The following is a 22107-nucleotide window of genomic DNA, read 5'->3' as shown; positions in this document are numbered from 1 at the left end:
CCGGTTGCGGGTCCACTCTAGGCAGTCTCACCCGCGCCGGAGGCGCGCCGCGACGGTGTCCAGCACGGTTGTCACCTCGCGGATGCGCAGCAACCGGGCGCCGCCGAGCACGACCACGAACCCGGCCAGCGCGCTGGCCCCGCCCCGGACCAGCCCGACCAGGGGCCCGGGACGCTCACCGAGGTCGGCCAGGGCGAGCCCGACCAGCCACGCCGTCGCGCCCGCGAAGGCGAGCACCACGGCCATCCGCACCAGGAACCGGAGCAGCTGGGGCGTCTCGAGCCCGCCCACCGTGCGCCGGAGCAGGGTGAAGCTCACCACCGCGCCCACGACGTACGACGCCAGGTAGGCGACGACGAGCATCGGCGCCGTCTCCTCGGCCGGGCGCGAGGGCACCAGCACGGTGGCGACCAGGACGTTGGTGGCCGACACCGCGACCTGGATGAAGAAGACCAGCCGCGTCATCTCCATGGCGTAGAAGCCGCGCAGCATGAAGTAGTGGATGGTGAAGAACACCAGCGCCGGACCGAAGAGGGCGAGGGTCGGAGCGAAGCTGGCGGCGGTGTCGGCGCCGCCGCCCCACCCGAACGCGAAGCCGGCCACGTCGCCGGCGACGACCGGCAGGATGACCGCGAAGGGGAGCACGAGCGCGAGCGCGGTGCGCAGCGTCGAGCCGACGGTGCTGCCGAGGTCACGCAGCCGGCCGTCGTGGGCGTGCACGGAGAGCTGGGGCAGGATCGCGGTGGCGAGCGACACGGTGATGATCGAGTGCGGCACCATCATGATCAGCAGGCTGCTGCTGTAGACGGTGTAGCCGGTGCCGTCGCCGCCCCCGGCCGTGCCGCCGGAGGCCAGCCTGACCACGACGAGGTAGGCCGCCTGGGTGACGATGACGAACAGGACCGTCCAGATGCCGAGCGACAGGGTGTGGCGCAGCTCGGGGTCGCGGAAGTCGAAGCGCGGGCGGTAGGTGAAGCCCGACGCCCGGAGGTAGGGCACGAGCACCACGAACTGGGCCACGATGCCCAGCGTCGAGCCGAGGCCGAGCAGCACCTCCTGGTCGGTGCCGAGCGGCGCGTACTGCTCGGGGCCGTCGCCGACCGATCCCCAGACCACGAGGTAGACCAGCAGCATCGCCACGGAGATGAGGTTGTTGGCGATGGGCGCCCACATCATCGGGCCGAAGCGACCGCGGGCGTTGAGCACCTGGCCCACCAGGACGTACATGCCGTAGAAGAAGACCTGCGGCAGGCACCATCGGGTCAGGTCGACGATCGACTCCAGGTGCGCGACCCGGTCGGGGGCGAGGAGGCGGCCGTCGAGGTAGAGGCGCAGCAGCTGGGGTGCGAGCACGACCAGCAGCACCGTGACGGAGCCGAGGAAGAGCGCCGAGAGGGTGATCACCCGGCTGGCGTAGGCGTCGCCGCCGTCGGGGTCGTCGGTGATCCGCCGGACCAGCTGCGGCACCAGCACGGCGTTGAAGATGCCGCCGGCCAGCAGGATGTAGACCATGTTGGGCAGGGTGTTGGCGATGGTGAACAGGTCGCCGCGCAGCCCCGCGCCGAGCGCGGCCACCAGCAGCGCGCTCCGGATGAATCCGGACGCGCGGGAGAAGATCGTGCCGGCCGCCATCACGGCCGAGTTGGCCAGGACCCGCTGGTCGCTCACGAACGCTCCCCGACGGGGGACTGCGGCGCGGGCTCGTCCCGCTGGTCGTCGGGCTCGTCGGGTGGGTCGTCGGCGTCGGCCTGCTCGCGCTCGGCTGCTTGGTCTGCGGCTTGGTCTGCGGCTTGGTCTGCGGCTTGGTCTGCCGCGAGCTGCGCGCGCCGCGCCCGGATCTGGCCCGGCAGCCGATAGCCGACCATCCCGAACAGCACGAGGCCGCCGAGGGCCATGACGATCCAGATGAGCGCGCTCACCCGGGCCGCGCGGATGGGGAGCTCGTCGGACGCGCCGAGCGGTACGCCCTCGAGGCTGGTGACCGCCAGCTGGACCTTGTGCACACCGGCGCGGCTCGTGGTGGCCTCGAAGCGCACCACGCTGCGCGCCCCGGGACCGAGGCGTCGTACGCCGCCGCCGCTGAGCGTCAGCGCGCCGTCGGTGCGCACCTGCACCCGCACCTCGACCGGCTGGTCGAGGCCGTTGACGAGGGTGACGCCGAGCGGGCCGGAGTCGCCGGAGAGGGTCACCGCGGGCGGTGCCTCGATCCCGATCCTGCCCAGGTCGGCCTGCAGGGACTCCTCGATCCGGTTGGCCGCGGTGCGCGCCATCCCCTGCTGCTCGCTGTGCTGCTGGGAGAGCGACACGAGCACCTCGTCGAGCACCGTCGCCTCGATGGTCGTCACGGGGACGAGCACCTGCTCGAGCAGGGTGGCGGCCGCGGTGGCCCGGGAGACGGCGGCGAAGACGGAGCCGCCGATCTCGGCGGCGAGGTCCTCCTCGGTGTAGGTCAGGCTGGCGGCCGGCACACCCTTGGCGGGGCGGCTCGCGATCTCGTCGACCGGCACCACCTCGAGCCAGCGTTGCTCGAGGTCGGTGAAGAACGACGCCGCGTCCTCGCCACGCCACACCGTCGGCAGGGTGACGACCAGGGGCGCGGTGTCGTCGGAGTCCAGCCGGAGGGCCGCCTCGCTGATCAGGCGCTGCCGCAGCGCGAGGGGGTCGTTGGCGGGGGTGGGGCCCGGGCCGCCCGCCTCGGCGCCGGTGCTGGTGACGACCACCTCGTGGCCCAGGAGCCGCACGACCGAGGTCGGGCTGGTCGGTGGGATCTCGAAGGCGTTGTCGCCCAGCAGGACGACCGTGCCCGCGGTGACCGCGGCGAGGGCCTCGGGGCTGAGCACGTCGTTGTCGGGCGCCACCGTGGGCTGGGAGGGGATCCCGAGCTCGGACATGACGGCGGCCGCACGGGCGACGGCCTGGTCGAGGCGGGTGCGGTCGTGGCGGACCGCCGCCGAGACGTCGATGTCGCCGTAGGGAAGGGTCAGCACCGGGGTCGAGGCAACCAGTCCCCGGAAGCGATCCAGCCACGCCGCGGCGGCGGCGGCCAGCGCGGCCTCGCCCTCGGTCGGCTCGTCTGTGGGCGCCGCGTCGGTCGGGCTCCCCGTCTCGCCCGCGGGGTCGGTGGTCTCCTCCCCGCCGGGCTCGACCGGTGTCGGCTCCTGGCCGGGCACGGTGGGGTCGGGGGCGAGGTCTCGCGGGGGGTTGCCCGCCGCCAGGCGGGCGAGGGCGAGCAGCACGGCGGGGTCGACCAGCCAGCTGTGGGGCGTGGTGCCGGCCGACTCGGCCATGTCGAGCACGCCGTCGAGACTGCCGCCCTCGGCGAGGCGGCGGGCCCACCGCTCGGTGCCGGCGACGGAGCCGTCCTCGGCGAACCAGACGCGGCTGCGGATCGGCAGGATCACCGCCGCCTCCTGCACCCTGTCGCCGGTGGGCAGGCGGGGGATGAACGTACGGGCGCGGCCGTCGGCGACGAGGTCGCGCGGCACCGCCCCGTCGCCGAGGGCGTGGATGCCGATCCAGTAGACGCCGGGCTCTCCGGAGGTGGCCAGGAGCTCCACGGGGATGGAGTCGCTGAACTCGGCGGTGGCTCCGGGCGGGAGCTCCTCGATGGTGTCGAACGTGCCGGGCACCGTCACCCGCTCGCCGACGTACTCGGTCGCGTCGATGGTGGCCGAGGCGGCGAGGTTGGCCGCGTCGAGGATGGGGAGCTCGGAGGAGAACGCGTGCAGGTTGACCCGGGTGAAGGTGTCGTCGCTGACGTTGGTGACGGTGCCGGAGATCTCCACGTCACCGCGACGGGGCAGCACCGGACTGATGGTGTCGATGTGCACGACGAGGGGGTCCGACAGGGCCGCGGGGGCCGCCGGAGCGGGTGCGGTGAGCCCGGCGCCGGCGATGCCGACGGTCAGGAGGCCCGCCAGGGCAGCACGGAACGACGACGGGCGGGGCACGCCCCGATGCTAGTTGCTCGGCCCCGTCGGCCCGGCACGTAGACTGGCCTGTCGTGTCCGACGTCGCACTGCAGCCCCTCACGATCGTCGAGATCCAGCGACGGGTCGGTGACGAGCTCGACCGGATCGGGTCGGTCATCGACGAGCTCGGCACCCTGTTCGCCGACGCCGGCGAGGAGCTGGCGCTGGTCGGCGGTCCCGTGCGTGACGCGATGATCGGTCGGCTGCAGAACGACCTCGACTTCACCACCTCCGCCCACCCCGACGTGACCGAGCGGCTCGTGTCGGGCTGGGCCGACGCGGTGTGGGACATGGGCCGCGACTTCGGCACGATCGGCTGCCGCAAGGGGCCGTGGCAGGTCGAGATCACCACCTACCGCTCGGAGAGCTACGACGCCTCCTCCCGCAAGCCCGACGTCGACTTCGGCGACTCCCTCGAGGGCGACCTCGGGCGGCGCGACTTCACCGTCAACTCGATGGCGGTGCGGGTGCCGAGCCGTGAGTTCGTCGACCCGTTCGGCGGCATCGTCGACCTCGCCGAGCGCGTGCTCCGCACTCCCGGCGCCCCCGAGGACTCCTTCTCCGACGACCCGCTGCGGATGATGCGCGCCGCGCGGTTCTCCGCCCAGCTCGGCTTCACCGTCGCGCCCGACGTCGTCGAGGCGATGACCGCGATGGCGGGCCGGATCGAGATCATCTCCGCCGAGCGGGTGCGTGACGAGCTGGTCAAGCTGGTGTGCGCCCCGCACCCCCGCCTCGGCCTCACGCTCCTCGTCGACACCGGCCTGGCGTCCTACGTCCTGCCCGAGCTGCCGGCCCTGGCCCTCGAGCGCGACGAGCACCACCGCCACAAGGACGTCTACGAGCACACCCTCACCGTGCTCGAGCAGTCGATCGAGCTCGAGCACCGCCTCGGCGGCGGCCCCGACTTCGTGTCCCGCTTCGCGGCCCTGATGCACGACGTCGGCAAGCCGCGCACCCGGCGCTTCGAGCCCGGCGGCGTGGTGACCTTCCACCACCACGACGTGGTGGGCGCCAAGCTGACCCGCAAGCGGATGCAGGCGCTGCGCTTCTCCAACCACGACATCGACGCCGTCTCACGCCTCGTCGAGCTGCACCTGCGCTTCCACGGCTACGGCTCGGGCGAGTGGACCGACAGCGCCGTGCGGCGCTACGTCCGCGACGCCGGCGACCAGCTCGAGCGGCTGCACATCCTGACCCGCGCCGACTGCACCACCCGCAACCAGCGCAAGGCCGACCGGCTGCGGCGCACGTACGACTCGCTCGAGGAGCGCATCGCGCGGCTCTCCGAGGAGGAGGAGCTGGCCTCGATCCGGCCCGACCTCGACGGCAACCAGATCATGGAGGTCCTCGGGATCGGCCCGGGCCGCGAGGTCGGCGAGGCCTACCGCCACCTCCTCGAGCTGCGGATGGACGAGGGCCCGATGTCCCGCGAGGCCGCCGAGGCGGCCCTCCGCGCGTGGTGGGCCGCCCGCCAGGGGTAGCGCCTGGCGTCGTGCTCGTCCCGACCTGTCGGCCTCTGTCGGGTCCCCCTGTCGGAGTCCCCGCTCGAGCGGGGACTCCGTCACTCGGAGGGGGTTGCAACCCCCTCCAGGTGTCAGACTTCCCCACCAAGTACGCGCCACGCCCCCTTCGGGTCCGCGCCCGCCACGCCCCCTCCGGCCGGGGCACCGCCGTCACCGCCCACCCGCGCGGGTCCCGCCGTGCTCGCGTACGACGTGCAGCAACCGTTGGTGCCGCCCGCGGGGGGTCACGGGCCGGGGTCGATTCGCCGCGCGGTAGAAGTGGCGCTTGAGCTGCTCCGCCGCCACGACGTAGCCGAGGGTGATCAGCAGGAGCGCGCCGACCACGGCCATGGGCAGGGACTCCAGGCCGAGCACCTCCGACACGCCGGGCACGAACGGGAGGGCCACGGTCAGCAGCCCGACGGCGAGCGAGGAGAGCAGGAGCGCGCGCCCCGGCCGGCTGCGGAACGCGGCGCGTCGGGTGCGCAGCACCATCAGCACCGCCAGCTCGGTCAGCGTCGACCCGACGAACCACGCCGAGCGGAACAGCGTCGAGCCGGCGTCGAAGACCTGCAGCAGGACCGCGAAGGTCAGCAGGTCGAACAGGGTGCTCAGCAGTCCGAAGACCACCATGAAGTCGCGCACGAAGCGCAGGTCCCAGTGCTGGGGCCGGGCCAGCTGCTCGGGGTCGACGCGGTCGACGGCGAGGGTGGTGCTCGGGATGTCGGAGAGGAAGTTGAGCAGCAGGATCTGGCGCGGCAGCAGCGGCAGGAAGGGTAGGAACGCCGAGGCGATCACCATGCTCGCGACGTTGCCGAAGTTGGCGCTGACGGTGGTGAAGACGTACTTCAGGGTGTTGGCGAAGGTCTGCCGCCCCAGGCGGACGCCGTGGCCGAGCACCGCGAGGTCCTTGTCCAGCAGCACGATCGAGGCGGCGCTCTTGGCCACGTCGACCGCGGTGTCGACCGAGATGCCGACGTCGGCGAGGTGGAGCGCGGCCGCGTCGTTGATCCCGTCGCCGAGGTAGCCCACCACCGACCCGCTGTCGCGCAGAGCCTTGATGATCCGCTCCTTGTGCAGCGGGTCGACCTCGGCGAAGACCTCGACGTCGCGCACCCGGCCGACCAGCTGGGCGTCGTCCAGCGCGTCGATGTCGTCGCCGGTCAGCACCGTCGCGGTGTCCATCCCGACCTGGCTGGCGATGTGGGCGGCGGCGAGGTGGTTGTCGCCGGTGATCATCGGCACGCTGATCCCGGCCTCCCGCAGCTCGCTCAGGGCGTCGGCGGCACCGGGCTTGGCCGGGTCGGCGAACGCCAGGAAGCCGACGAACTCCATCTCGCGCTCGTCGTCGGCGCGGAGGTCCTCGGCCCCCGGCATCGGCCGCCGGGCCAGGCCGAGCACCCGGTAGCCCTGGCTGCTGAGCGCGGCGAACCGGGCGTCGAGCGCGGCGCGGTCCACGCCGGCGCAGGCGTCGGCCACGGAGGCGTACGCCCCCTTGCACACCAGCTGCCGCCCGGTCGGGCCGTCGACCAGCACGCCGAGGCGCTTGCGCTCGAAGTCGTAGGGCAGCTCCGCCACCGCCCGGTGGTCCGGGTCCGGGCGGCGCCGCTCCACGATCGCCGCGTCGACGGGGTTGACGAAGCCGGTCTGCAGCCCGGCGTTGAGGGACGCCAGGGCGAGCACGAGGTCGCTCGGCGCGCCGTCGGCGTCCACCGCCGCGTGCAGCCGGGTCGTCCCGACCGTGAGGGTGCCCGTCTTGTCGGTGCAGAGCACGTCCATCGCGCCGAAGTCCTCGATGGTGTCGAGGCGGCGTACGACGACCCGATCGCGCGCCATCCGCCGCGCCCCGGCCGACAGGCTGACGGCGATGATCGCGGGGAGCATCTGTGGGGTCAGCCCGACCGCGAGCGAGAGCGAGAAGAGCAGTGAGTCGACGAACGGTCGCTCGAGCACGAGGTTGAGCAGCAGGATGACCAGCGCCAGCCCGGCGGTGACCCGGGCGAGCAGCAGCCCGAACTGACGGATCCCTCGCTGGAACCCGGTCGCGGGGGGCTGCTGCTCCAGGCGCTCGGACAACCGGCCCAGCTCGGTCCGGGCGCCGGTCGCCACCACCACCGCGAGGCCGCGGCCGCTGACCACGTGGGAGCCGAGCAGCAGGACTGCGTGCCGGTCGGCCGGCGAGGCGTCGGCGGACGTCGCCCCGGGGCGCTTGTGCCGGGGGAAGGTCTCCCCGGTCAGCGCGGACTCGTCGACCTGGAGGGCGTCGGCGCTCAGCAGCCGGCAGTCGGCCGGCACCACGTCGCCGGCGTGCAGCACCACCACGTCGCCGGGCACCACCTGCTCGAGGGCCACCTCGACCTCGGCGCCACCGCGGAGCACGTCGGCGTGGACCTGCACCAGCGCGAGCAGCCGGGCGACGGTGAGCGAGGCCCGGTGCTCCTGCCAGAAGCCGAGGACGCCGCTGAGGCCGACGATGGTCAGGATGATCACCGCGTCGGTGACGTCGTGCAGCACGAGGGAGATCAGGCTGGCGACGACCAGGATCAGGGTGATCGGCTCGGTGAACTGCATGGCCAGGGCGAGGGGCCAGGAGACCCGGTGCGGGGGCGCGAGCCGGTTGGGACCGGCCGACTCGAGCCGACGCGCGGCCTCGTCGGCGGCCAGGCCGGCGTCGGTGCTGCCGAGGGAGGTGAGGAGGTCGTCGTCGGGCAGCGCCCACCACGCCTCAGGCACCGCGGCCGCGGGTCGGTCGCCCTCCCCCATGCGCAAGCCCCTCGCCGTGCGGTGCCGTGCGGTGCCGTGTCGTTTCACGGTACGCCGACGCGCGCCGCAGCGACATGCCCCGCGCGCCGGACGTGGCGCGGGCGCAGCGGACACGCCAGCGGCCCCGCGGGTCCGGAGACCGGCCGCGGGGCCGCTGGTGGTGCTGGGTCGTGCTGGGTGGTGCTGGCGTCCGGGGACGCCGGGGTCACTCGCCCCTGATGAACTTCTCCAGCTCGGCGCGGCCGAGGTCGTCGGCCATCTGCACCGGCGGGGACTTCATCAGGTAGGCCGAGGCCGGCAGGATCGGGCCGCCGATGCCACGGTCCTTGGCGATCTTCGCCGCGCGGACCGCGTCGATGATGATGCCGGCCGAGTTGGGGGAGTCCCAGACCTCGAGCTTGTACTCGAGGTTGAGCGGGGCGTCACCGAAGGCACGGCCCTCGAGGCGGACGTAGGCCCACTTGCGGTCGTCGAGCCAGGCGACGTAGTCGGACGGGCCGATGTGGACGTTGCGGTCGCTGATCTTGTCGGCGAGCTCGCCCTTGAGGTTGGACGTCACGGCCTGGGTCTTGGAGACCTTCTTGGACTCCAGGCGCTCGCGCTCGAGCATGTTCTTGAAGTCCATGTTGCCGCCGACGTTGAGCTGGTAGGTGCGGTCCAGCGCGACGCCGCGGTCCTCGAACAGCTTGGCCATCACGCGGTGGGTGATGGTGGCGCCGACCTGGCTCTTGATGTCGTCGCCGACGATCGGGACGCCCGCGTCCTCGAACTTCTTGGCCCACTCGGGGTCGGAGGCGATGAAGACCGGCAGCGCGTTGACGAAGGCCACGCCGGCGTCGATCGCGCACTGGGCGTAGAACTTGTCGGCCTGCTCGGAGCCCACCGGGAGGTAGGACACCAGGACGTCGACCTCGGCGTCCTTGAGCGCCTGGACGACGTCGACCGGCTCGGCGGCCGACTCCTCGATGGTCTGGCGGTAGTACTTGCCGAGACCGTCCATCGTCGGGCCGCGCTTGACCTCGACACCCAGCGTGGGGACGTCGCAGATCTTGATCGTGTTGTTCTCCGAGGCGTCGATGGCCTCGGAGAGGTCCTTGCCGACCTTCTTGTCGTCGACGTCGAAGGCGAGGACGAACTCGACGTCCTTGACGTGGTAGTCACCGAAGACGACGTGCATGAGCCCCGGCACGGTCCCGGTGGGGTCAGCGTCCTTGTAGTACTCCACGCCCTGGATGAGGGACGTGGCGCAGTTGCCGACTCCCACGATCCCTACTCGTACAGAACCCATGGGGGTCTCCTTCTCTTTCTGGTGTTCCCGGCTGCTGGTCGGTGCTGCTGGTCGTGCTGCTGTGCCGTGCTGTGGTGCTCGGTGCAGGTGCTGGGGGAAGGTGCTCAGTGCAGGGGTTCGGTGGTGGGCCGCGCCGACTGGTTGAGCGCCTGGGCGGCCGCGGAGCCGCCGGCCTCGTCGCCGCGCTCGGCGCGGATCAGGTCGGAGAGCCAGCGGACCTCGCGCTCCACCGACTCCACGCCGTGGCGCTGGAGCTCGCCGGCGTAGCGGTCGACCTCGGCCTGGGTGCGGGCCAGCTCGTCCTGGACGCGGGCCAGCCGCTCCTGCAGGCGCGAGCGGCGACCCTCGAGGACCCGCAGGCGGATCTCCATGTCGGTGGAGGAGAAGAAGGCGAAGCGGATGTCGAAGTTGTCGTCCTCCCACGCCGTGGGTCCGACCTCCGACATCAGGCGCTGGAACTGCTCGTTGCCGGCCGGGGTGACCTCGTAGACGATGCGCGGGCGGCGGCTCGTCGTGGTGGTGGTGGTGCTCACCTCGGTGATGAGGTTGGCGCGGAGCATCTTCTTGAGGGCGGGGTAGAGCGAGCCGTAGGACAGCACGCGCCCCCAGCCGAGCATCAGGTTGAGCCGCTTGCGCAGCTCGTAGCCGTGCATGGGTCCCTCGTGCAGCAGTCCGAGGACTGCGAGCTCGATGGTGTCCCCGCGGCGTGCCATGTGACCTATCGTACCGATATATCCGCTGGCGACGAATCGGGATGCCCTGAGCGTTCCCCTTACCCTTGCCGCGTGAGTGTGAAGAAGCGGAGGGCCGACGGCAAGGCCCAGACCCGGCGGCCCCAGCCGCGGCGTACGGGGAAGCAGCGAGCGGCCAGGATCGCCAAGGTCCTCGCCGTCCTCGGTGTGGTCGGAGCCATCGTCCTCGGCGGCGTGGTGGTCGTGCTCTACCAGGCGATCAGCATCCCCGAGCCCAACGAGGACTTCGAGTCCCAGACCACCTTCGTCTACTACCGCGACGGCGAGCAGGAGCTCGGCACCTACTACGAGGAGCAGAACCGGGTCTCCATCCCGCTGTCGCAGATGCCCGAGACGATGCAGGACGCCGTCGTCGCCGCGGAGAACCAGACCTTCTGGACCGACAAGGGCCTCGACCCCAAGGGCATCGCCCGCGCGCTCTTCTCCAACGCCCGCGGCAACGCCCGACAGGGCGCCTCCACGATCACCCAGCAGTACGTCAAGATCCTCTACCTGACCAGCGAGCAGAGCTACAAGCGCAAGATCCGCGAGGCCGTCGTCTCGCTCAAGATCCAGCAGCAGCTGAGCAAGGAGGAGGTGCTCGAGGGCTACCTCAACACCATCTACTTCGGTCGCGGCGCCTACGGGATCGAGGCCGCGGCGGAGGCCTACTTCGACCGCCCGGCCAGCAAGCTCAACCTGCGCCAGTCAGCCGTCCTGGCCACGGTGCTCAACAACCCCTCCAAGTACGACCCCGCCAATGGCAAGGAGGCGCGGCAGGACCTCAAGGGCCGCTACGCCTACGTGCTCGACAGCATGGCCGAGATGGGCACCATCGACCCCGAGCAGCGCGACAAGGCGGTCAAGCGGCTGCCCAAGTTCCCCAAGATCGCCGCCCAGAGCCAGTACGGCGGGCAGCGCGGCCACATGCTCTCGCTGGTCAAGCAGGAGCTGCTGGCCCGCAACATCGCCAGCGAGGACGAGATCGACGGCGGCGGCCTGCGGATCACCACGACGTTCGACCCCGAGGTGATGAGCGACGTCGCGGAGGCCGTGACCGCGCAGCGCCCGGACGCCGGGATGCCCGGCCCCGCGGGCAACAAGGACCTGCACGTCGGTGCCGCCACCGTCGACACCGCCACCGGCGAGCTGCTCGGCTTCTACGGCGGCCAGGACTACCTCGAGTCGCAGATCAACTGGGCCGTCGCCGGCGGCATGGCGGGCTCGACGATGAAGGCCGCCACCAACGTCGCAGCCATCCGCGAGGGCTACTCCCTCAACGACACCTTCGAGGGCAACAGCCCGATCGACATCGCCGGCACCGAGTTCGGCAACCAGGGCGACACCGACTACGGCTCTGCGGTCTCCATGCTCGAGGCGACCGAGAACTCGATCAACACCGCCTACGTCGACATGGTCGACTCGATGGACGGCGGCCCGCAGAAGGTCATCCAGGCCGCCGAGGACCTCGGCATCCCGGGCAACGAGCCGCAGCGCTGGGGCATCCCGCGCAGCTCGATCGACTTCCAGGACAACATCGGCGTCACCCTCGGCACGGCGCAGGTGAGCCCGATCAACATGGCCAACGCCTACGCCACCCTGGCCAACGGCGGGGTGCGCAACGAGGTCCACGTCGTGCAGAAGGTCGTCGACCGCAGCGGCGAGGTGCTCTACGAGGCCAGCGAGCGGAGCAAGGAGACGGTGGACCCCGACATCGCGGCCGACGTGACCTACGCGCTGCAGAAGGTCGTCGAGTCCGGGTCGGGCACCGAGGCGCTCGCGCTGGGGCGCCCGGCCGCGGGCAAGACCGGCACCGCCACCAACGACAAGGAGGAGGTCTCCTCCTCGTGGTTCGTCGGGATGACGCCGCAGGTCTCCACCGCCGTCATGTACGTCCGCGGCCGGGGCCGTGAGGGCCTCGACGTCCCGCGACCCGACGGGGCCGACCTGTGGCTGCCGACCAGCTCGGACGGCAAGTCCGGCTACTTCGGCGGCAACTACCCCGCCAAGACGTGGACCGACATCATGCAGCGGGTGATGGAGGGCAAGGAGGTCGAGGACTTCCCCGAGCCGGTCTTCGTCGACGGCGACGCGCCCGAGGACGGCCACGAGTACACGCCGCCCCCGCCGCCGCCGTCCTCCTCGACGCCGCAGCCGTCCAACACGCCGTCGCCGACCCTCGAGCCGAGCGAGCCGAGCGAGACCCCCACGGAGACTCCCACCGAGACGCCGACGGAGACGCCGACGGAGACGCCGCTGCCGACCGAGACTCCGGTGCCCACGGAGACACCGACGCTGCCGACCGAGATCCCGACGCTGCCACCCGAGACGCCGCCCACGCCGGGCGTCCCCCCGCCGAGCGGGCGCCTCCAGCCCCGCTCCCCGTTGGCCGACGTCCGACCCTGACCCCGGCCGTGGACCGCGCCCAGCCCGAGCAGCCCGAGCCCGTCGAGGCGCCGACGCGCGTCGACCCGGTCGCGGCGGCCATGTCGGAGGTCGCGGGCGGTCCGCTGGGAGCGCACGCCGCCGGCCACCCCTGGTGGTCGGCCGCACGGGTGCTCGCCGGCGCCACCGCGGTCACCCTCGCCGCCGGGATGCTGGCCAAGACGGCCTGCGTGCCCACGGGCTGGGGCAACGAGCACCAGCCCTTCACCGAGCTGTGCTGGACCGACCTGGCCGGCAGGTCGGTCGACGCCGGGTCGCCGCCGCGGGTGGCCGCCTGGCTCACCGACGGGGTCGAGCGCGCCACCGCGGTGCTGCCCGGCTCGGGCACCGTCGCGACCACCGCGGGGCTGGCGGTCCTCCTCGCCGCGCTGGCCCTGCTGGCGACGGCGCTCCTCGTGCGGGTCGACCGCCGGCGGCCGTGGTCCGCCGCGGGCTGGGCGCTCGGCCCGGTGCTGCTCGTCCACTGGCTCTCGTGGGAGCTCGTCGCAGCCGTGGGCGTCGCCGTCCTGCTGTGGGGCTGGACCTCCGGGCGTCCGTGGCTGGCGGGGGTCGGCGCCGGCGTGGGGGCGGCGTTCGCGCTCCCTGTGGCGCTGGCGTTGGTGGGCGTGCTCGCCGTCGGAGGACGGCTGCGCGACCGGGTCGACGCGCTCCTCGCGGCGGGTGCGGCCTACGTCGTCCTCACCCTGCCCGGCCGGGTGACGGGGCCCGATCTCGACATCGGCTCGATCTGGCTGCTGCTCGACCAGACGGGCATCGGCGCCTCGACCACGGTCCGCACGCTCGGCCAGGTGGGCGTCCTCGCGCTCGCGGCGGCCGCGGCGTGGTGGCTCGTGCGCCGGGCCGGCCGGCCCACGGCGATGACGACCGCGCGCGCCGGGCTGGTGCTGTTGGCCGCCGGCCTGGTGGTGGCGCCGTCGGCCCCGCCCGAGTCGACGCTGCTCCTGCTGCCGCTGGCCGCGCTGGCCGTCCGCCGCTGGCGCGACCTGCTGGTGTGGCAGGGGCTGCACCTGGTGAGCTGGGTGATCACGGGCTGGTACGTCGGGCTGGCCCTGGAGCCGACCGTGTCGGACGACGGCCGTGCCTACTGGGTCGCGGTGCTGCTGCGGGTCCTCGGTCTGCTCTGGCTCATCGGTGCGGTGCTGCGTGACGCCGCGTCCGGGCCCGTCGACGGGCCGGACGACGACGCCGGCTGGCGGCCGCCGGGGTCAGTCGACGACGACGCGGTCGAAGTCCGTCGCGGTGAAGCGCACCCGCACCTCGATGTCCTCACCGACGTGGGGGACGCGCGCCCCTGAGGGGACGAACAGCATCGAGGCCTGCATGTGGGGCGGCTCGGCGAACAGCCGCTGCTTGCCGTCGATGGAGAACGGCGAGCGTACGAAGCCGACGGCGTCGAGGCCGCCGCGGGCCAGCGTCGCGGCCCGCGCCTTCAGCGACTGGTCGCCGGTGGGGGCCTCGAGGCCGATGCCGTGGGCGGTGCCACCGCTGACCACCACGATGTGGCCGTGCTTGGGCGCGCTGCGGCCCCGGTAGCCGAAGGTGTCGCCGCGCTCGACCTCGTGCACGTCGAGGACCGTGGCGGTGACCGAGAGGGCGCCACGGTCGCCGAGCCAGAGGTCGGTGCCGATGCGCGGGCGCACGGTGAAGTCGGGATAGGTGGTGGCCAGGGCGGCGAGCTCGGCGCGCGTGAGGTGGGAGACGAAGACCGTGCGGGTCGGCAGCCCGGACGCGACGATCTCGTTGATGAGGCGGTTGACCTCGCCGAGGTGGGAGGTGGTGTTGAGCGGCAGGTGCATGGCCACCCCGCGCAGCCCGCTGCGCGCCGTGCCCAGCGTCGCGGCCGCCGTGGCGAGGTCGCGGCGGGTCATGCCGTGGCGCAGCATCGAGGTGAGCTGCTCCAGGACGAAACGGGCGCCGGGGTCGCGCTCGCGCAGCGCCACCAGGTCGTCGGGGCGGCTGACGGTGTGCACGACGCGCGAGGCGGTGCGGGCGTCGAGGTCGAGGGCCGCGCCGAACGGGCGCCAGGGGGTGAGCACCAGGAGGTCACCGGAGTAGCGGCTCGCCGCCGGCTCGACCTCGTCGTACGTGCCGACCGCGAGGGTGTCGAGCGGCGCGCCGGTCTCGTCGGCGTGGTCGGCCAGCCACTGCGCGCGCCGGGCGAGGCGGGGGAGCGAGAGGCCGTAGCCGTTGCCCTTGGCGACCGGGACGATGCCCGGGTGGTCGCGGACCGTGCGGAGCAGGTGCGAGCGCCACCGCTCGCCGTCCACCGTGAGGGTCAGGCTCATCCGCGCCTCACCCCCTGCGCGCCAGGTAGAGCTGGAAGGCCTTGTAGATCGCCCGGTTGAGCGGCAGGTCCCACTCGCCGGCGTGCTCGACCGCCTGGCCACCGGTGCCGACCTTGAACTGGATCAGACCGAGGTGCGGGTCGTCGGCGTCAAGGGTCTCGGTGATGCCGCGCAGGTCGTAGACGTGGGCGCCCGCGCCGAGCGCGTCGCGCATCATCGCCCACTGCACGGCGTTGGAGCCGCGGACCTCGCGCTTCTCGGTCGACGAGGCGCCGTAGGAGTACCAGGCGTGGGTGCCGACCCGGATGCCGATGGTCGCCGCGACCAGGTCGTGGTCGTGGCGCGCCAGCCAGACCTGGATCCGGCCGGGGTCCTCGGCGGCCAGGGCGTCGTACATCGTCTCGAAGTAGGACAGCGGGCGCGGGGTGAAGTGGTCGCGCTCGGCAGTGTGGACGTAGAGGTCGTGGAACGCCTTGAGGTCGGTGCGCTGGCCCGGGCTCACCTCGACCCCCGCCTTGTCGGCCTTCTTGATGTTGCGCCGCCACAGCTGGTTCATCCCGGCGAGGACGTCGGCCTCGGTGCGCGGGCGGCCCTCGTCGTCGACCAGCGGGACCTGGAAGTTGAACTGCGGCTGACCGGCGGAGAAGCCGCCCGCCGCCGACTGATGCTGCCAACCGAGCTCGTGGAGCTGGGCGACCACCCGGGCACCCTGCTGGGTGCGCTCGAGCGGAGGCACGTCGCCGAGGCGGTGCACCGCCGGGTCGGCGATCCCCGCCTTGACCTGCTCGGCCGACCAGCGGCGGGTGAGGACCGGCGGTCCCATCCGCACCGCGAAGGCGCCCTGGTGCCTGAGGTGCGCGACCATCGGCGCCAGCCAGTCGGCGAGGTCGTCGCCCGACCAGTCGATCACCGGGCCCTCGGGCAGGTAGGCGAGGTAGCGCCGGACCTTCGGCAGCTGGCGGTAGAGCACCAGGCCCGCGCCGACGAGCTCGTCGCCGCGGAACCAGCCGATCGACTCGGCGCGCCACTCGGCCTTCACGCTCGCCCAGGCCGGGGTCTGCAGGAAGCTCGCGGACGACCGGCTGGCGATCAGGTCTCGGTGCTGCAGCGCGGAGATCGGGCGCAGCGTCAGGGGGGTCGTCACCCCGGCAAGGCTACAAGGGACCAGACACGACCCCCGTGCGTGTCTGGTCCCTTCGCCAGGAGAGACGCACGCCACAACGGATCGGTTGCACGGCGTCCGCCCTTTTCCCGTGGGGCACCCCCGAACGGGTGTACCCAGGGAGATCGTCGGAGAAACCTCGGACTTCCCCAACGCATCGTCGAGGTCGGCCCCGGGGTGCTTCGGACCCGTAGCTGTCCGCGCCCCCGCCACGACGGCTCACCCGGCGCCGCGACCACCGTGCCGGGCACTGCGTCGACGGCCCCTCACGCGCTGAACGCCGCGACCGGTGCTCCCTCGACGGCCACGTCGACGCAGAACACCGCACCCGCCGCGGGGTCCTCGGACTCACCCAGGCCCTGTCGGGACGTGGTGATGTAGAGATGGGTGTCGCCCGGTCCGCCGAAGGCGCACGACGACACCTGGACCGCATCCACCTCGACGACCGCGGTGAGCGTGCCGTCGAGGGAGTAGCGGTGCACCGCGGACCCGCCCCACAACGCGACCCAGAGACCCCCGTGCGCATCCTGCGCCATGCCGTCGGGGTCCCCCCCGGACACGTGCGCCACCGGTCGCCGGTTCGCCAGGGCCCCGGTGTCGCCGTCGTGCTCCAGCACGTCGATCGAGCCCCGCGGGGTGTCGACGTGGAAGGCGCGGGTCCCGTCCACGGACCACACGAGCCCGTTGGGGATCGTCAGGTCCGTGATCGCCGGCGAGACCGTGCGGTCCGGGTCGAGCCTCCACAGGGTGCCCTGTCCGGGCATCGCATGCACGTCCATCGAGCCGCAGTAGAACCGCCCCCGCCGATCGCACCCTCCGTCGTTCATGCGGCGACCGGGGCCGAACAGCGAGGGCGAGGTCCACTCGAGGGCGCCCGCGGGGTCGAGCAGGACGAACCGGTCGTCCGTCGCGACCACGACGCCCCCGTTCGTGCGGGGACGCCACGCCCCCACGACAGCACCCACGTCGAGGCGTGACTCGAGGCGCTCCCCGTCGAGGGTGAGGAGGTCGCCCTCGGAGACGTCGACCAGGCGCAGCCGCGACAGGGCGGGGTCCCAGCAGATGCCCTCTCCGTGGTGCGTGACGACGTCGGTCAGCTGCGCGGCTCGGATGGCTTCCTCCGGAACTGGGACGGGGGTGGGCGTACGCACGAATCCTAGAGAGAGGGGTCCTTGAATGGAACCGATTGCACGCGCTCCCCGGCGGCGTTCTCAGCTGGTGCACGCGCAGCCCTTGACGCTGTGTGTGATGGCGGTCATAGTTTCACGGCAACAACGGTGGAACCGATTCCACCATCGGCTCGACCGCGAGGAGCACCAGACCATGCGCCACTCCACCACTCGACGAAAGGCCGCCGTCGGTGCCGCCCTGGCACTCGTGGCCGGCACCACGGCCGCCTGCGGAGGCGACTCCGACGCGAGCCAGGCCTCGCTCGGCAAGGACGACGTCCTCACCATCACGACGTTCAGCGACTTCGGCTACGACGCGCTCATCGAGCAGTGGAACGCCGACCCCGAGCGTCCCTTCTCGGTCAAGATGACCAAGATCGCCGACTGGGACCCGTGGAAGCAGACGATGACCCAGGCCCTGCAGGCCGGTGACGGCCTGACCGACGTCATCGCGATCGAGGGCGACGCGATGCCGCAGTTCCTCACCGATGGCGCCTCCGAGCAGTTCGCCGACCTCACCGACCCCTCGCTCGACGACCGCTGGGTTGAGTACGCGTACGAGAACGGCCAGACCGCCGACGGCAAGCAGGTCGCCTACCCGACCGACGCGGGACCCGAGGGTTTCTGCTACCGCGCCGACCTCTTCGAGAAGGCCGGGCTGCCGAGTGACCGCGAGGAGGTCAAGGCTGTCTTCGAGAGCTGGGACAGCTACTTCGCCGCCGGCGAGCAGCTCACCGAGGAGCTGCCCGGGACGAAGTGGTTCGACTCGAGCGGGGCGATCGCCCAGGCCATGCTCAACCAGACCGAGTTCCCCTTCCAGACCGAGGACAACGAGGTCGAGGTGAACAACCCCGAGCTGCAGAATGTCTGGGAGACCGTCACCAGCAAGGTCGACACCCTCTCCCCGCGCGTCGTGCAGTGGGACGAGGACTGGGAGGCCGGCTTCACGAACGACGGCTTCGCCACGATCCCCTGCCCCGGCTGGATGTTCTCCAACGTGAAGTCGGCCGCTCCGGACGTCGAGGGCTGGGACTTCGTCGACGCCTTCCCGGGCGGCGGCGGCAACTGGGGCGGGTCCTACCTCGCCGTGCCGATGCAGTCCGAGCACCAGGAGGAGGCCAAGGAGCTCGCCAACTGGCTGACCGACACCGAGCAGCAGCTCGCCGCCTTCGAGGCCGCCGGCAACTACCCGGCCAACATCGGGGCGCAGGAGTCCCTCGCCGCGGACAACATCACCGACCCCTACTTCAACGACGCTCCCACCGCGCAGATCCTCGCCAACCGGGCCGCCGCGGTGGAGCCCGGCCACCCCTACAAGGGTGACAAGTACTCCGACATCCTCGGCCTCTTCCTCACCGCGATCCAGCGCGTCGACGAAGGCACCTCGCCGGACAAGTCGTGGGCGACGTTCGAGCAGGCCGTCGAGAGCCTGTCCTGACCGATGTCCCCGTCCAGCACGGACGCCTCCGCCGGGGAGGTCCCGACGACCTCCCCGGCCCGGGGCACCGGCCCCCACCCACGAGAGGAGCAGCCCGATGACGACCGTCGAGGCGCTCAGGGCCGGTGAGTCGGAGGAGCGGGCCCGTCCGCCGACGCCGCCGCTGACGTGGCGCCAGAAGCTGTCCCGGTGGGACTTCCGGATCTCGCCGTACCTCTACTTCCTGCCGTTCTTCCTGGTGTTCCTGCTCGTCGGGGTCTACCCGATGGCCTACTCGGGGTATCTCTCCTTCTTCTCCTGGCCGCGCTACGGGGCCGACCACGGTGCCGGCGTCGGCTTCGCCAACTACGCCCACGTGCTCACGGACCCGGTGTTCCACAAGGCCTTCTGGAACACCATCGGCATCTTCCTGCTCTCCTCGGTGCCGCAGGTCGTCATCGCCACGGTCATCGCCGGGATGCTGGACACGCCGTTGCGGGGACGGACCTGGTGGCGGATGAGCGTCCTCCTGCCGTTCGTCGTCGCTCCGGCCGCGACCGCGCTGATCTTCGGCAGCCTCTTCGCCGACAAGTCCGGTCTGGTCAACGAGGTCATCCGCGCGGTCGGCCTCCCCGGCGTCAGCTGGCACTCCGACCGCTTCGCCAGCTGGACGGCCATCGCCACGATGGTCAACTACCGCTGGACCGGCTACAACACGCTCATCATCCTCGCCGCGATGCAGGCGGTCCCGCGCCAGATCTACGAGGCGGCGGCGATCGACGGCGCCAACCGCGTGCGGCAGTTCCTCCACGTCACGCTGCCGTCGATCCGCCCGACGATGTTCTTCGTCATCGTCACCGCGACCATCGGCGGGATGCAGATCTTCACCGAGCCCCGGCTCTTCGACACCAACCTGCAGTTCCAGGGCGGCGCGAACTACCAGTACCAGACGCTGACGATGTACGTGTTCAACACCTCCAACAGCGGCACCGACCCCTACCCGCGGGCCGCCGCGGCCACGTGGCTGATCGTGCTGCTCATCATCGGCATCGCGCTGCTCCAGTTCCTCCTCACCCGCCACCTGCAGAGGAGGGCCGAGCGATGAGCCGGCGTCCCGGGTTCCTCGTCTACGGCCTGCTCTCCGCCTTCGTGGCGGGCTCGGCCTTCCCCCTCTACTGGTCGTTCGTCATCGGCTCGGTGACCAAGGAGCGCGCGATCCAGAGCCCGCCGCCGCTCTACCCGGGCGGCCACTTCCTCGACAACGCGCGGCGCGTCTTCGACCAGATCGACTTCTGGTCGGCGCTGGGCAACTCGGTGATCATCTCGAGCGTCTCGGCGGCGTCGGTGGTGTTCTTCTCCACCCTGGCCGGCTACTCCCTCGCCAAGCTGCGGTTCCGGGGCGCCAACCTCGCCATGGGCTTCGTCGTCGCGACCTTGGCGGTGCCCACCCAGCTCGCGTTCGTGCCGCTGCTCAAGGAGTTCAGCAACCTGGGGCTCGCAGGGACCCGCACCGCCGTGGTCCTGCCCTTCCTGGTCACCGCGTTCGGCGTGTTCTTCATGCGCCAGTACCTCGTCGACGCGATCCCGGACGAGCTCATCGAGGCGGCGCGGATGGACGGCTGCACGCAGATGCGCACCTTCTGGACCGTCGCGGTGCCCGCGGCCCGACCGGCCATGGCCATCCTCGCCCTGTTCACGTTCATGCACACCTGGACCGAGTTCATGTGGCCGCTGCTGATCCTGCAGGGCTCCGACGTGCAGACCCTCCAGACCGCTCTCGACCAGCTCAAGATCGCGCCCGCGGGAGGCATCGCCGACATCGCGCTGCTCCAGGCCGGCACCCTGCTCGCGACGATCCCGCTGCTGCTTCTGTTCATCGCGACCGGCCGCCAGCTCGTGGCCGGCATCATGCAAGGAGCCGTCAAGGGATGACGACGATCCGACCGTTCCCCGCCGACTTCCTCTGGGGAGCCGCTGCGGCGGCCTACCAGATCGAGGGCGCCGTGGCCGCCGACGGGCGCACCCCGTCCATCTGGGACACCTTCACCCGGGTGCCCGGTGCGATCCTCCACGGCGACACCGGCGACGTGGCCTGCGAGCACTACGACCGGATGCCGCAGGACGTCGCGCTGATGAAGGCGCTCGACCTCGGGTCCTACCGCTTCTCCGTCGCCTGGCCGCGGGTGTGCCCCGACGGCGGCGCGGTCAACAGGGCCGGGCTGGACTTCTACAGCCGGCTCACCGACGAGCTGCTGGCGGCCGGGATCACGCCCTGGCTCACCCTCTACCACTGGGACCTCCCGCAGGCGCTGGAGGACGACGGCGGCTGGACCAACCGCGACACGGCGCACCGCTTCCTGGACTACGCGATGGCCGTGCACGACGTCCTGGGCGATCGCGTCGACAGCTGGACGACCCACAACGAGCCCTGGTGCTCCGCCTTCATGGGCTACACCAGCGGTGGCCACGCGCCCGGACGCCGTGAGGGAGTCGCCGGCGTCGTCGCCGCGCACCACCTGCTCGTCGGGCACGGCCTGTTCGTCGACGAGTTCCGCCGCCGCGGCGGAACCCCCGACAACGGCAAGGCTGTAGGCATCACCCTCAACCCGACGGTGGCCGATCCCTTCGACCCGACCCGTGACGACGACGTCGACGCGGCCCGGCGCCTCGACGGCTTCCACAACCGGGTCTTCCTCGACCCGCTGTTCCTCGGGAAGTACGCCGACGACCTGTCCCGTGACACCGCGGGGATGCTCTTCCGGGGCCGGCCCTGGGAGGACTTCGTCCAGGACGGCGACCTCGAGCTGATCAGTGCGCCGACCGACTTCCTCGGTGTGAACTACTACCACCCCGACCTCCCGGCGGCCCTGCCGTGCGACGTCGAGCCGGACGAGCTCCTCGGGAGCCGCATCCAGCACTCCCCGCGTCCCCGCGAGTCGCCGTACCCCGGTGGTGGCTTCGTGTTCCCGCGCACCGGCCGGCCGACGACCGACCGCGACTGGGAGATCGACCCGGACGCGCTGACGCGCCTCCTCGTCCGGCTCGCGGAGACCTACGACGCTCCGCCGATCTACATCACCGAGAACGGTGCGATGGCCGACGACGTGGTGGTCGACGGTGCCATCCACGACACCGGCCGGCAGCAGTTCATCGAGCAGCACCTGCACGCGGTGCTGGACGCGGTGGACGCGGGCGTCGACGTGCGCGGCTACTTCGTGTGGTCGTTGATGGACAACTTCGAGTGGAGCTACGGCTTCGCCCACCGCTTCGGCATCGTCCACGTCGACTACGCCACCCAGGTGCGCACGCCGAAGGACAGCGCCCGGTGGTACTCGGAGGTGGCCGTGGCGAACGGCCTGCCAGTAGCGTGA

15 protein-coding genes are annotated in these 22107 nt (G+C 71.9%); 7 read left to right on the top strand and 8 right to left on the bottom strand.

Translation table 11 applies throughout. From position 1 onward, the window contains the following. Window positions 1-27: 27 nt before the first annotated feature. Window positions 28-1668 (bottom strand): murein biosynthesis integral membrane protein MurJ, encoded by a 1641-nt coding sequence (gene murJ / locus AC54T2_RS04280; RefSeq protein WP_496665610.1) that lies wholly within the window; start codon window positions 1666-1668, stop codon window positions 28-30. After that, on the bottom strand, window positions 1665-3950 hold the full coding sequence (locus tag AC54T2_RS04275) for a DUF6049 family protein (protein WP_496665609.1): 2286 nt from the start codon (window positions 3948-3950) through the stop codon (window positions 1665-1667). Before AC54T2_RS04275 ends, murJ begins: the two co-directional genes overlap by 4 nt. A 92-nt stretch (window positions 3951-4042) precedes the next feature. Between AC54T2_RS04275 and AC54T2_RS04270 the strand changes: the two genes are divergently transcribed. Next, the gene (locus AC54T2_RS04270; protein ID WP_489976478.1) at window positions 4043-5455 is read left to right on the top strand and encodes a CCA tRNA nucleotidyltransferase; all 1413 of its coding nucleotides are present in this window, start codon (window positions 4043-4045) and stop codon (window positions 5453-5455) included. Window positions 5456-5647: 192 nt separating this feature from the next. Here the strand turns inward: AC54T2_RS04270 and mgtA are convergent, their stop codons facing one another. The 3 genes from mgtA to AC54T2_RS04255 form a co-directional block, all read right to left on the bottom strand. Next, window positions 5648-8239, bottom strand: a complete 2592-nt coding sequence (gene mgtA, locus AC54T2_RS04265) for a magnesium-translocating P-type ATPase (RefSeq protein WP_496665608.1) — start codon at window positions 8237-8239, stop codon at window positions 5648-5650. Window positions 8240-8444: 205 nt separating this feature from the next. Next, on the bottom strand, window positions 8445-9527 hold the full coding sequence (locus AC54T2_RS04260; protein ID WP_186339670.1) for an inositol-3-phosphate synthase: 1083 nt from the start codon (window positions 9525-9527) through the stop codon (window positions 8445-8447). A 104-nt stretch (window positions 9528-9631) separates the two neighbouring features. Next, window positions 9632-10240 carry a PadR family transcriptional regulator gene (locus AC54T2_RS04255; RefSeq protein WP_496665607.1) on the bottom strand — a complete coding sequence of 203 codons (609 nt, stop codon included), beginning with the start codon at window positions 10238-10240 and terminating at the stop codon, window positions 9632-9634. Window positions 10241-10312: 72 nt separating this feature from the next. On the opposite strand from AC54T2_RS04255, the gene AC54T2_RS04250 reads away from it, so the two are divergent. Both AC54T2_RS04250 and AC54T2_RS04245 read left to right on the top strand, forming a co-directional pair. Continuing rightward, a complete protein-coding gene (locus tag AC54T2_RS04250; RefSeq protein WP_489976399.1) occupies window positions 10313-12664 on the top strand; it encodes a transglycosylase domain-containing protein in 2352 nt (783 codons plus the stop codon). Window positions 12665-12672: 8 nt separating this feature from the next. Continuing rightward, window positions 12673-13998, top strand: coding sequence for a hypothetical protein (locus tag AC54T2_RS04245; protein ID WP_496665606.1), 1326 nt, complete (start codon window positions 12673-12675; stop codon window positions 13996-13998). On the opposite strand, the gene AC54T2_RS04240 is transcribed toward AC54T2_RS04245, so the two are convergent. The 3 genes from AC54T2_RS04240 to AC54T2_RS04230 all read right to left on the bottom strand — a co-directional run bounded on the left by AC54T2_RS04240 (window position 13909) and on the right by AC54T2_RS04230 (window position 17301). Beyond that, window positions 13909-14988: an alanine racemase gene (locus AC54T2_RS04240; RefSeq protein WP_186339666.1), complete on the bottom strand. Its 1080-nt coding sequence runs from the start codon at window positions 14986-14988 to the stop codon at window positions 13909-13911. The genes AC54T2_RS04245 and AC54T2_RS04240 overlap by 90 nt on opposite strands. A gap of 7 nt (window positions 14989-14995) precedes the next feature. Then, complete coding sequence (locus tag AC54T2_RS04235) at window positions 14996-16132, bottom strand: lipid II:glycine glycyltransferase FemX (protein ID WP_241005267.1); 1137 nt, start codon at window positions 16130-16132, stop codon at window positions 14996-14998. Window positions 16133-16416: 284 nt separating this feature from the next. Beyond that, complete coding sequence (locus AC54T2_RS04230) at window positions 16417-17301, bottom strand: SMP-30/gluconolactonase/LRE family protein (RefSeq protein ID WP_496665605.1); 885 nt, start codon at window positions 17299-17301, stop codon at window positions 16417-16419. A gap of 172 nt (window positions 17302-17473) precedes the next feature. Here AC54T2_RS04230 and AC54T2_RS04225 point away from each other — a divergent pair, with 172 nt between their 5' ends. The 4 genes from AC54T2_RS04225 (at window position 17474) to AC54T2_RS04210 (ending at window position 22107) form a co-directional block, all read left to right on the top strand. Continuing rightward, window positions 17474-18757, top strand: a complete 1284-nt coding sequence (locus AC54T2_RS04225; protein WP_186339665.1) for an ABC transporter substrate-binding protein — start codon at window positions 17474-17476, stop codon at window positions 18755-18757. Window positions 18758-18854: 97 nt separating this feature from the next. Next, the gene (locus tag AC54T2_RS04220) at window positions 18855-19841 is read left to right on the top strand and encodes an ABC transporter permease subunit (protein ID WP_489976396.1); all 987 of its coding nucleotides are present in this window, start codon (window positions 18855-18857) and stop codon (window positions 19839-19841) included. Then, window positions 19838-20668 (top strand): carbohydrate ABC transporter permease, encoded by an 831-nt coding sequence (locus AC54T2_RS04215; protein ID WP_186339663.1) that lies wholly within the window; start codon window positions 19838-19840, stop codon window positions 20666-20668. The genes AC54T2_RS04220 and AC54T2_RS04215 overlap by 4 nt, the downstream gene beginning before the upstream one ends. Further along, window positions 20665-22107: a glycoside hydrolase family 1 protein gene (locus AC54T2_RS04210; RefSeq protein ID WP_496665604.1), complete on the top strand. Its 1443-nt coding sequence runs from the start codon at window positions 20665-20667 to the stop codon at window positions 22105-22107. Before AC54T2_RS04215 ends, AC54T2_RS04210 begins: the two co-directional genes overlap by 4 nt.

The organism is Nocardioides sp. Z35_8, assembly GCF_059621125.1.
Note: the sequence above shows the minus strand (reverse complement) of the source record. Positions and strands in the feature narration are given on the sequence as shown.